The sequence below is a fragment of the Atlantibacter sp. RC6 genome (assembly GCF_014193285.1).
Taxonomy (GTDB): domain Bacteria; phylum Pseudomonadota; class Gammaproteobacteria; order Enterobacterales; family Enterobacteriaceae; genus Atlantibacter.
Genome location: NZ_JACHZE010000011.1, coordinates 151,308 through 163,044, shown reverse-complemented (window position 1 = coordinate 163,044; position 11,737 = coordinate 151,308). Strand labels below are relative to the sequence as shown.

Genomic DNA, 11,737 nt, shown 5'->3' with positions numbered 1-11,737 from the left:
CCATGATCAAACTCTTCAATTTAAAAGTTTGATGCTCGTGAATTAAACTTCGTAATGAATTACGTGTTCACTCAGAGACTTGATAATTCTTTGTGTACCCGGAGGTACTGAGATATCAATCCTGCGAGTGCCCACACAGATTGTCTGATAAATTGTTAAAGAGCAGTTGCGACGCGGCTTTCAGCTCACTGTCGCGAGGTGGCGTATATTACGCTTTCCTCTTTCAGAGTCAAGCGTTTAATTTCGCTTTTCTCTGCCGAAATTCCCGGAGGAACCTCGCTGACCGGCCGGCCTGTTCGCCGTTGTTCCGTGTCAGTGGAGGCGCATTATAGGGACTTCTCTGACGGTGACAAGCCCTGTTTTAAAAAAATAAATCAACCGTCTCTTTTTTACCCAAATTGCCTTTAAAGTGGCAGTTTTTCGAGCTTTGCGAAGCCGTAGCGTTGCAGAACGGGTAATAGTTGCGCAGTTTCCGGGCTGAGCGCCATGCAGTACGCCACATTTTCATCGCAAGATTTTGCATCGGGCGCTTCATGTTCAAGCAGCCAGGCGGTTCGTCGGGCGATCGCCGCGCCGGAATCCACCAGCCGGGTGCCATCCGGCAGTACGCTGAGCAGTTCATCCTGCAATAGAGGGAAGTGGGTGCAACCCAGCACAACCGTATCCGGCGGTTCCGGCATCCGCAGCCAAGGCTTCAGAATTCGACGTAGCTCGTCGAGGGAGACCGGATGACCGTGCAGCTTCGCCTCGGCCAGTTCCACCAGTTCCGCCGATCCCAGCATTTCAATCCGGCATTCATTAGCAAAGCGGGAAATCAGTTCATGGGTATAAGGGCGACGCACCGTGGCGCGGGTCGCCAGCAGCCCCACCACGCCGTTGGCCGTTAAGCGCGCCGCCGGTTTAATCGCGGGAACCACGCCCACCACCGGAAACGCGAATTTTTCGCGCAGGGCGGGAAGGGAAACCGTGCTGGCGGTATTGCAGGCAATAATGGCAATCGCCAGGGGATAACGCCGTTGAACCGCAGTGACGATTTCTACCACGCGCTCAACGATAAACTCTTCAGACTTTTCACCGTAGGGGAACGCGACATTATCGAATGCGTAGATGTAATGCAGATCCGGCAGCAGTTGCCGGATCTCATCATAGACAGACAACCCACCGACACCGGAGTCAAAGACCAGTACGGTGGGACGTGCATCAGAAGGTGTAGCTGCCTGACAAGGTGTATTCTCGTCCAGCAGTTTGGTAGCCATAAGCCGTCTCGTAATCTTTATCGAACAGATTACCTATTTTACCACGAACTGTGAGGTGAGACGTTACCGGATATGATGCGGAAATATCGACAGTGCTGTAGCTCGGCAATACTCGTTGCTCAGGGTTATAGGTTGATGAGCGGTTGTCATAGCGGCGGCCAAAGTACTGCCATGCGATATCCATATCCACATCAAACATTGTCCAGTCGAGCTGGTACTTGGCCTGGCGTTTGGCGCGGCGCGGCAGCACTTCATCGGTTTCGTCGTCACGCGGGTCGATATACTGCAACGTTACGCGATGAGAGAAGATGCCGGTGTCCACATTACCCGTCCACTCCACGCCCTTAATGGTGGCGGAGTTGATGTTGTAATACGCCGTCTGGCTGTAAGTCACCAGGTTATCGATCTCATAGCGATACGCGGAGAGACGCCAGTCCACCGGGCCGGTCAGGCCTTCAAGCCCGGCTTCCCACTGTTTAGACTCTTCCGGTTTCAGGTTCGGGTTGGAGGCGATACCGAAACGTTCCGCGCCGAACTGCTGCCCCAGGGACGGTGCAAGGAAGCCGGTGCCGTAAGAAAGGGTGACACGATAGTCATCGACAAACTCCCAACCTGCGGCGGTCTGCCAGGTACCGTGCCAGCCGAATTCATCGTCATGGTCTTCACGACCAGACGCTTCCAGAGTCACATCGCCAAACTGCTGCTGACCGGTGAGATACAGCCCGGTATTTTCGCGTTTATACACATCGCGCGCGTATTTGTCGGAGGAGGTCAGGCGCTCCTGCTTCCAGTCAACGCCAGCGCTCACCGAACCGTGGCCGACCACCACGTTATTGCCCCACTGAATATAGCGCTGTTCCATATCGTCCAGCGTGGTGCCGTCGTTATAGCGGCCATATACGCTGCTGTAGTTGTAATCTTTGCTCTTCTGATAATTCGCGATCAGCTGAGAAGAATAGATGCCGGAGTTAAAGCGCAGGCCGGTATCCCAGTTCTGGCTATACAGCTGGCGCTCATCGCCGCCCGCGTCATAGCCGTAGTTACCCTGGTCGTAATCGACGTTATTGGTAAAGCTGTAGCCGCGGAAGAAGCCGTCAACATTCTCGTTGAATTTATGTTGCAGGCTGCCCCAGAAGGTTTTGTTGCGATAACCGTCGCGATCGTCGTCACCCGCCCAGGAAGAGTCCGGCTGGACGTTGAATCCTTTGGTACTGGTATATGCGCCCGCGACCGTCGTCACCGTATCGCCAAAGCGCTGACGCAGCGCGCCGTCATAGGTCTGGTAGCTGTTAGAACCCACGCTGGCGTTAATTTGCGATTTCTCATCCCCGGTTTGGGTAATGATGTTAACCACGCCACCAATCGCACCGGAGCCATACACCGCCGAACGTGGGCCGCGGATAAACTCGATGCGCTGTACTAATGAAAGCGGGAGTTGGTTGAGTTCAGGATCGTTAGAAATACCCGAACGCGCCACCGGCACGCCGTCGATCAGCATCAGCAGTTGTTTGGCTTCGGTACCGCGTACATACACGGAGGCGGACTGCCCGATTCCACCGTTCTGCGCGATATCCACGCCAGGGAGGCGGCGCAGAACATCCACTACCGTGCGCGCCTGCCATTTGTCGATCTCTGCGCGGGTCACAACATCGGTGGGAGCAAGTACAGTATTGACGGGCTGTTGGAAACGGTTGGCGGTCACCACCAGGGTGTCGGCACTGCTTTGCGCCCAGACGGAAAACGCCGTAACGGAAAGGCCCGTCAGCAGCGCGAGTTTTTTTATCATCATTATATAAAGCATCCAGCGAATAAAAGGATGCCGCACCCACGATCGATAGCACGCGATGATCGTGAAAATTGCGACGTATTCCGGCAGGTCTTCGGGCTTGGAGGCGTTTACTGGACGAAGACTTCCCACTTTATTAAGCAGTGTCTGCACGAATGCGTTCGTCCCACCTGTCTTTACCGCTGCGCGTCAGCTCCAGATTTTCACTGGATTCCCTATTTTATCTTTTCGAACCGGAGCGCGAATGCTACCTGCATCGCCATATGGATGTCCAGACTTCCATGCGTAAACCGCCATACAGGGCTGGACATCACGGCTGCAATCCCTACAATCCCCTGGGTAAATTTTTATCACCAGGAACGCATGATGACGCCAGAGCACCTCCCAACCGAACAGTACGACGCGCAACTGGCCGAAAAGGTAGTTCGTCTGCAGGAAATGATGACGCCTTTTAACGCCCCTGCGCCGGAGGTGTTCCGCTCGCCGCTCAGCCATTACCGGATGCGCGCTGAGTTCCGCATCTGGCATGATGGCGACGACCTGTATCACATCATTTTCGATCAGCAGACCAAACAGCGTATCCGGGTTGACAGTTTCCCCGCCGCCAGCGAGCTGATTAACGCGTTGATGAGCGCGATGATCGACGGCGTGCGCAATAACCCGGTGCTGCGCCACAAGCTGTTCCAGATTGACTATCTCTCCACCCAAAGCGATCAGGCCGTGGTGTCGCTGCTGTATCACAAAAAGCTTGATGAGGAGTGGCAGGCACAGGCGGCCCAGCTACGTGACGCGTTACGAGCTAAGAATCTTAATGTGCATCTGATAGGCCGCGCGACTAAAACCAAGATCGCACTTGACCAGGATTTCATCGACGAGCGCCTGGTCGTTGACGGCAAGGAGATGATTTATCGCCAGGTAGAGAACAGCTTTACCCAGCCGAATGCCGCCATGAATGTGCAGATGCTGGAGTGGGCGCTGGATGTGACCCGTGGTTCTCAGGGCGATTTGCTGGAGCTGTATTGCGGCAACGGTAACTTTTCGCTGGCGCTGGCGCGCAATTTCCGCCGCGTGCTGGCCACTGAAATCGCCAAACCGTCGGTGGCTGCCGCGCAGTACAACATTGCCGCCAATCATATCGACAACGTGCAAATTATCCGCATGGCGGCGGAAGAGTTTACTCAGGCGATGAACGGCGTGCGTGAATTCAACCGCTTGCAGGGGATCGACTTAAAAAGCTATCAGTGCGAAACGATCTTCGTCGATCCGCCACGCAGCGGGCTGGATGACGAGACCGTGAAGATGGTGCAGGCGTACCCACGAATTCTCTATATCTCCTGCAATCCGCAGACGCTGTGCCAGAACCTGGAAACCCTGGCGCAAACTCACAACGTTGAGCGGCTGGCCCTGTTCGACCAGTTCCCTTACACCCACCATATGGAATGCGGCGTACTGCTCAGCGCGAAAAACCGCTAAAAAAACAAAACCCCAAAAACGTGTTTTTGGGGTTTTTAGTTATACGACGAATTATTCAGTAATGTGCGTCGGGCGATTGCGCAGACGGTAACCGATCCAGAACAGCAGCGCTACCGCCAGCACGGACGGCAGGAAGTTGGAGCCGATGGCCGGGTATTCCGCACGCACCACCGCGCTATAAACCAGTACGCCGAGGATAAAGCAGCCTGCGGCGAGGCTCGGCAGGCCCACCGGCATAGTGCGATCCTGGTAACGTTGATGCAGGCAATACACCGTCAAAACCAGTGCGATAATCGGGAAGACAGAAAATGGTACTACGGAGCTGAACAGCGCCGCGAATGTGCCATTAACAGAGAGGCCAGCGATTAATGCCAGCAGTAAGGTGCCTTTTTCTTGATATGACGGTTTCATTGCTCGTCCTTCACTAGTCGGAATGTTGCGCTAACTTTTCTTGTTCGCGGCGATACCAGTAATACGCGCCTTTGGAAATCATCCGCAGTTGCAATACCAGCCGCTCTTCGAGTTGCCGACGCTGCTCGGGGCCAACGTCGAGGGCTTCCGCGCCAGCGCTGAATACGATGGTGACCATCGCTTCGGCCTGCGCTTCAGTAAAACTTCGCGGCATGTGACTTTCGAGTTCCAGATAGTCGGCAAGTTCCGCAATAAAATGCTGGATTTCCCTGGCAACCGCGGCACGAAACGCCGCCGAGGTGCCGGAGCGCTCCCGCAGCAGTAAGCGAAACGCGTTAGGGTTGTTGCCGATAAACTCCATGAACGTGGACACAGAGGTGCGGATCACGCTGCCGCCTTTAGCGATCCGCTGGCGCGCCTGGCGCATGAGCTGGCGCAGCATCAAACCACTTTCATCCACCATGGTCAGCCCCAGTTCATCCACATCTCTGAAATGGCGATAAAAGGAGGTGGGGGCAATCCCCGCCTCACGGGCGACTTCTCGCAGGCTCAGACTGGCAAAACTTCTTTCAGCGCTCAGTTGGCTGAATGCCGCTTCTACGAGCGACCGCCGGGTACGTTCTTTCTGTTGCGCTCTTACACCCATCACGTTGCCTGAATCCTTCCTGTCGAATGGCACACTGCCAGCCAATAAAATTACCGGGTTTATACTGGATTGTGAATGACTGTTTACGCGAGCTGTCTCGCGTTCCTCAGGAAAAAGCACAGTAACAATTGGGTTATCGTCCCGATAATGTTACCATTCTGTTGTTTTTATGTATAAGAACAGGTCTGCCTTACCATGCCACACACCTACGATTATGACGCAATAGTGATTGGTTCCGGCCCCGGCGGCGAAGGCGCTGCTATGGGACTGGTTAAGCAAGGAGCACGGGTCGCGGTCATTGAGCGCTACCACAACGTCGGCGGCGGTTGCACCCACTGGGGCACCATCCCGTCGAAAGCACTCCGTCATGCCGTCAGCCGCATTATTGAATTTAACCAAAACCCGCTTTACAGCGATCATACCCGATTACTTCGTTCATCCTTTGCCGATATCCTTAACCACGCCGACAGCGTGATTAACCAGCAAACTCGTATGCGACAGGGCTTTTACGAGCGCAACCGCTGCGAGATTTTGCAGGGTGACGCCCATTTTGTGGATGAACATACCATTGCCCTGGAGTGCCATGACGGCACGGTGGAGAACCTCACCGCCGCCCAGTTCGTCATTGCCTGCGGCTCGCGCCCGTATCACCCGGAAGACGTCGATTTCAACCACCCGCGCGTCTACGACAGCGACTCGATCCTCAGCCTGCATCATGAACCGCGCCACGTCATTATTTACGGCGCAGGGGTGATCGGCTGCGAATACGCGTCGATTTTCCGCGGGATGAACGTCAAGGTCGATCTGATCAATACCCGCGACCGGCTGCTGGCGTTCCTCGATCAGGAGATGTCCGATTCGCTCTCCTATCATTTCTGGAACAGCGGCGTGGTGATTCGCCACAACGAAGAGTACGAGCGCATTGAAGGGCTGGACGACGGGGTGATCATGCACCTGAAGTCCGGTAAAAAAGTCAAAGCCGACTGCCTGCTGTATGCCAACGGGCGCACCGGGAATACCGATTCGTTGGCGCTGGGCAACATCGGACTTGAAGCCGACGGGCGCGGGCTGTTGAAGGTCAACAGCATGTACCAGACCGCACTGCCGCACGTGTATGCCGTAGGCGATGTGATTGGTTATCCGAGCCTGGCGTCAGCGGCGTACGATCAGGGCCGTATCGCGGCGCAGGCGATGATCAAAGGCGAAGCCAGCGCGCACCTGGTGGAAGATATTCCGACCGGTATTTACACCATCCCGGAAATCAGTTCAGTGGGTAAAACCGAGCAGCAGCTCACCGCGATGAAAGTGCCGTATGAAGTGGGCCGGGCACAGTTTAAGCACCTGGCGCGAGCGCAAATCGTCGGGATGAACGTGGGCACGCTGAAAATCCTTTTCCATCGCGAGACGAAAGAGATTTTGGGTATCCACTGCTTTGGCGAGCGCGCGGCCGAAATTATTCATATCGGCCAGGCGATAATGGAGCAAAAAGGTGGCGGCAACACCATCGAATACTTCGTTAACACCACCTTTAACTACCCAACCATGGCGGAAGCCTATCGGGTAGCGGCGCTGAACGGCTTAAACCGCCTGTTTTAACGCCGTGTCGAAATGGCCATCCATTTTTGAGCGGATGGCCTCCGCCAGTTGCTCGTAGCGGTTACGCAGCGGCGAGCCCGGACGATACACCAGGCCGATAGTGCGACGCGGTTCCGGCTTAAAGCATTGCAGATACACCACGCCATCGCGACGGCGCTCATTCGGCACCGCCAGCGCTGGCAGCAATGTAATACCGCTGCCTGCCGCCACCATATTACGCAGCGTTTCCAGGCTGGTTGCGCGGAAATGGGTATCTTCATCCGCGCCCGCTTCAAAGCAGAAGCCCATCGCCTGATCGCGCAGGCAGTGACCGTCTTCCAGCATCAGCAGTTTCTCACCCGCCAGCTCTGACATCGGTACGCGTTCGCGCGCCGCCCAGGGGTGATCTTCATACACCGCCAGTAGCATCGGCTCATCGAACAGCGGCACTTCGATAAAGGCTTCGCTCTCTTTCACCAGCGCCAGAATTGCACAGTCGAGCTTGCCGCTATCCAGCTGCGCCAGCAGTTGATGGGTCTGCGCTTCATGCAGATACATTTCGAGTTTCGGGAAAGTTTGGTGCAACATCGGAATGATGTGCGGCAACAAGTACGGGCCTACGGTCGGGATTAAGCCAATATGCAGCGGGCCGGACATCGCCTCGCCCTGTTGACTGGCCATTTCCTTTAGCACTTTGACTTCGCGTAATACAGTGCGCGCCTGATCTACCAGCAGCAAACCAGCCTGGGTAAACAGGACTTTTCGGCTGGTGCGTTCCAGCAACATTACACCCAGTTCGTCCTCCAGCTTGCGGATTTGCCCGCTTAAGGTCGGCTGGCTGACATGGCACGCATCGGCGGCACGTCGAAAATGACGGTGCTCGGCCAGTGCGACCAGGTATTCAAGATCACGAATATTCATTAATCATCCTCCGCCGCCACGATAGCCCATGGCGATAGATAGAATAGCAACCAACGATTATCCCTATCAAGCGAAATGACAAATAATAGCCAACATCGAAGCGACACTGCCTTACCCCGCAATGTGAGCTGAAAAACCCTCAACGAAATAACTAAAGCCAACGTAAATTTTTAGCGGACTTGATGTCCGCTTTTTTTTTGCAAAAAAAAAGCCTGGCACCATGCCAGGCCTGATACCACCGATGGGTTGATAATTACACTGCGCTCAGCGCATCCGCGACGCGTTTGAATTGTGCAAACCGGCTACGCAGCATATTGTGCTTCGCGGCATCCGGCTCCAGACGGATCACGGGCGGCAATGTGGCGTTAATCGCCTGCCCGAATCCAGAATACTCCCCCGCGCCGACGGCAGCACACATCGCCGCCGCCCGGCACCCGGACTGCTCAACATCGACAATTTCAAGCGGCAGATTGCTGGCGTCGCAAAACATCTGCATCCAGATGCGTGAATGCGTCGGCCCGCCGGTAAAGCGAATGGTTTGGGTCGCGCCATTGAGTTGCAGCATCCGGTCCTGATGCAGTAAATGCGAAAACACGATGCCCTGATAGATGGCGTAAACCATATCCGTCGCGTCGTGATGCCCGCCCAGACCGAAAAATCCGCCGCTTAAAGCGTCGCAGTAGTTAGAGCCGTACAGCCAGGGGAAAAACAGAATGCTGTCCGGCTTCTGATACCCCTGCTCCGCCCAGCGGTTAAGCGTATCGTGATCGTTCGCCAGGGCCGGGAAAAACTGGTTGATGAACCAGGTCAGGTTGCTGGCGGAGGTTGGGCTGCCTTCATGGGCGAAATACTGCCCTGGAATGCTGAACTTCCCCCAGACGTAGGGATAATCCGCCGGAATAATGCGATCGAATACCCGTGTAGCGATAGACCAGGTGCCCGCAACCGCGCTGAGATGCGAGCTGTCATGCACGCCAGAGGTAATAGCCGCGCCAACCACGTCAAAAACCCCACCAAACACTGGGGTCCCCGCTTTCAGCCCGCACAATGCAGCGGCATCGGCGGTCACATACCCGGCCAAATCGGCGGAGCCAATGACGCCCGGCGTACAGTTCACCATTTCCTCGATACCAAACAGGGCGAACAGCGCAGGATCGAACTCGTTGCGCTGCTGATTAAACAGCTGGCTACCGGAAATATTGGTCTCTTCACAGGCCAATTTATCCGTCAGGCAGTAACGGACATAATCGTGAGCCATCAGGATGTAGCCCGCGCGCGCGTAGTTCTCCGGTTCATGCTGTTTCAACCAGGCCAGTAGCGCCGCCGGATGAGAAGGCCACAGCTGCTGCAAACTGAGCGGATACGCCTGACGATCGATACCCTGCGCCTTCCAGCCTGCCACCAGCGATTGCGCCCGGGAATCCGAAGAGACGATACCATTACGCACCGGCTTGCCAGCCTTATCGACCAGATAAAGCCCTTTGCCGTGCGCAGAGAAGCCAATTCCACGGATCTGCTCCGGCGCGATATGGCTCTGCGCCAGCGCGCCTCGGATCACATCGCAGGTGGTAGCCCAGAGTTCGCGCATATCACGTTCGCAAAAGCCTGGCTGCGGGCTCAGAACCGGTAAGGTCTGAGCAGCGACGGTAACTTCCTTGCCTTCGGCGGTATAAATCCCGGCTTTGGTGACGGTGCCGCCCAAATCAATGCCGATAAAGTAATGGCTCATCGTTATCTCCTTAACCCGCCCTACGTGGCCGTTCTTCATCCCAACCCGCGGCCTGCATTTTGCTTTCGATCCACTGGCGGGCATGGATAATTTCCAGCAGCGGCTCGGCGGATTTTTCCGTCCACATTTCAATCAGGAAGGTTCCCCGATAGTTAAGGCGGCGTAACGTCCTGAACAATTTGATAAAGTCCACGCATCCTTCGCCAAAGGGCACATCGCGGAACTGACCGGGGGATTCCGGCGTCACCGGGAAGGTATCTTTAAGATGGATCGCGGCAATCCGGTCGATACCTTTCGCTAACTCGCTCTCCAGTTCGTTGCCCCAGGCGGTTAAGTTGCCGACGTCGGGGTAAACGGTAAACCACGGCGAGTTAATTTTTTCATCCAGCACTTTCCATTTACTGATGGAGTTAATAAACGGCGTATCCATGATCTCCACGGCGCACATCACCTGCGCGGCTGCCGCTTGCTCCGCCGTCCAGGCCATCGCATCCTCAAACCAGGCGATGGTTTCCGCATTCTGCGGCTCATAATAAACGTCATAACCGGCAAGCTGGATGGTCCGTATCCCTAAATCCTGCGCCAGCCGCAGCGCTTTTTGCATGATATCGCGCGCCTGCTGGCGAGTCTGGCTGTCGTGGCTGCCAAACGGGAAGCGGCGATGGGCGGATAAGCACATTGTCGGAATGCGCACGCCGGTTTTCTGGATCGCGCTGATGGTTTCCATGCGCTCCGCCACAGACCAGTCGAGGCGTGCCAGCCGCTCTTCGCTCTCATCCACCGACATTTCGACAAAATCGAAACCGCATGATTTCGCCAGCGCCAGTTTTTCTACCCAACTGGTGTTCCTGGGTAGCGCCTTTTCATAAATACCTAATGGGTGGCTACGCATTATCTTCCCTCACGAGTGGCCAGTTGTTGTTGTAACGCTTTTCGACTGTGATTCATGGCACGCTGCGCCTGCCATTTTTGCTTAAAGAACTTAAACGCCAGCGCGGCAATGAGGGTGATGCCCCAGACCGCCAGATTGAAATGCAGGCTGAGGCCCAGCAGGCTCAGGCCGGTGGCGATCACCTGCAACACCAGCAACGCGCAAAACACATGGCTGACTTTGCCCGAACCGCCGAAGGGATCGGTGCCGCCCAGCACAATCGCCAGTACCGTCAGCAGCAGATAAGAATCGCCGTAGCCCATACGGGCGGAGTTAAAGCGGGCCAGCATAATCAGCCCGGCCAGCACGCACAGCAGGCTGGAGAGCGCGTAGATCGCCATCAAGACGCGGTGAGTGCGAATACCGCTAAACCAGGTGGCATTGATGTTGCTGCCGCACATGTAAATGATTTTCCCGGTGCGGGTTTTACCGAGGAACAGCGCCAGTCCCAACGTGGCGACAATAAAAATGATCATTGGCACCGGTATGCCGAGTATCACTTCCGACCCGATACTGCGCACCACCGGCGGCATACCGCTTAGCGCCGCGCCTTTGGTGAGATAAACGCCGATGCCGCTGATAATGGTCATGCTGCCCAGCGTCACCAGAATCGGGTGCGCGCCAACGCGGGAAATAATGGCGCCGGTGATCGCGCCAATCGCCAGGGCGATTACCATCGCGCCCAGCAGCGCCAGCAATAGCCACCACAACTGCATTCCGGTAGAAGCATCAGCCGGTACGTACTGGATCAGCAGCCAGGCCATAAACAGGCTGGTCAGATTCGCGGTGCCGATAATCGCCAGATTCAGGCCGCCGCTCAGCATCGGCACAAACATCGCAAAGGTCAGCAGTCCCAGTTCAGGCAGCTGGAAGGCGATGCTCAGAAAGGTGTTATCGGTAAAAAAACGTCCGGGCATCGCCAGACTGAATGCCGCCACGGCGAAGAAACAGATCGCCAGCAACCCCGTGATGGTGCCATCAAGCGGTAAAAACGCCTGTTTTTTCATTT

The 11,737-nt window shown here is 55.7% G+C and carries 10 protein-coding genes and 1 riboswitch; of the genes, 2 read left to right on the top strand and 8 right to left on the bottom strand.

What is annotated here, in order from left to right:
* Positions 1-404: 404 nt before the first annotated feature.
* Both murI and btuB read right to left on the bottom strand, forming a co-directional pair.
* Positions 405-1,256, bottom strand: coding sequence for a glutamate racemase (gene murI / locus FHW74_RS20090; protein ID WP_183172098.1), 852 nt, complete (start codon positions 1,254-1,256; stop codon positions 405-407).
* The gene (gene btuB / locus FHW74_RS20085; RefSeq protein WP_183172105.1) at positions 1,201-3,042 is read right to left on the bottom strand and encodes a TonB-dependent vitamin B12 receptor BtuB; all 1,842 of its coding nucleotides are present in this window, start codon (positions 3,040-3,042) and stop codon (positions 1,201-1,203) included. The genes murI and btuB overlap by 56 nt, the downstream gene beginning before the upstream one ends.
* 67 nt (positions 3,043-3,109) lie before the next feature.
* Positions 3,110-3,295: riboswitch (cobalamin riboswitch) on the bottom strand.
* 113 nt (positions 3,296-3,408) lie between these two features.
* Here btuB and trmA point away from each other — a divergent pair.
* Positions 3,409-4,515 (top strand): tRNA (uridine(54)-C5)-methyltransferase TrmA, encoded by a 1,107-nt coding sequence (gene trmA, locus FHW74_RS20080; protein WP_183172097.1) that lies wholly within the window; start codon positions 3,409-3,411, stop codon positions 4,513-4,515.
* A 51-nt stretch (positions 4,516-4,566) separates the two neighbouring features.
* On the opposite strand, the gene FHW74_RS20075 is transcribed toward trmA, so the two are convergent.
* Entirely contained in the window at positions 4,567-4,926 is a 360-nt protein-coding gene (locus tag FHW74_RS20075) for a YijD family membrane protein (protein ID WP_183172096.1), read from the bottom strand.
* Positions 4,927-4,939: 13 nt separating this feature from the next.
* Complete coding sequence (gene fabR, locus FHW74_RS20070) at positions 4,940-5,575, bottom strand: HTH-type transcriptional repressor FabR (RefSeq protein ID WP_040460042.1); 636 nt, start codon at positions 5,573-5,575, stop codon at positions 4,940-4,942.
* A gap of 192 nt (positions 5,576-5,767) precedes the next feature.
* Here fabR and sthA point away from each other — a divergent pair, with 192 nt between their 5' ends.
* The gene (gene sthA, locus FHW74_RS20065; RefSeq protein ID WP_183172095.1) at positions 5,768-7,168 is read left to right on the top strand and encodes a Si-specific NAD(P)(+) transhydrogenase; all 1,401 of its coding nucleotides are present in this window, start codon (positions 5,768-5,770) and stop codon (positions 7,166-7,168) included.
* Here sthA and oxyR read toward each other — a convergent pair.
* From oxyR to FHW74_RS20045, 4 genes are all read right to left on the bottom strand, one after another.
* On the bottom strand, positions 7,151-8,068 hold the full coding sequence (gene oxyR, locus FHW74_RS20060) for a DNA-binding transcriptional regulator OxyR (RefSeq protein ID WP_183172094.1): 918 nt from the start codon (positions 8,066-8,068) through the stop codon (positions 7,151-7,153). The two genes, sthA and oxyR, sit on opposite strands and share 18 nt — an antisense overlap.
* 253 nt (positions 8,069-8,321) lie before the next feature.
* Positions 8,322-9,797 (bottom strand): FGGY-family carbohydrate kinase, encoded by a 1,476-nt coding sequence (locus FHW74_RS20055; RefSeq protein ID WP_183172093.1) that lies wholly within the window; start codon positions 9,795-9,797, stop codon positions 8,322-8,324.
* A gap of 10 nt (positions 9,798-9,807) precedes the next feature.
* A complete protein-coding gene (locus FHW74_RS20050; RefSeq protein WP_183172092.1) occupies positions 9,808-10,689 on the bottom strand; it encodes an L-ribulose-5-phosphate 3-epimerase in 882 nt (293 codons plus the stop codon).
* Entirely contained in the window at positions 10,689-11,735 is a 1,047-nt protein-coding gene (locus FHW74_RS20045; RefSeq protein ID WP_183172091.1) for an ABC transporter permease, read from the bottom strand. Before FHW74_RS20045 ends, FHW74_RS20050 begins: the two co-directional genes overlap by 1 nt.
* Positions 11,736-11,737 lie beyond the last annotated feature (2 nt).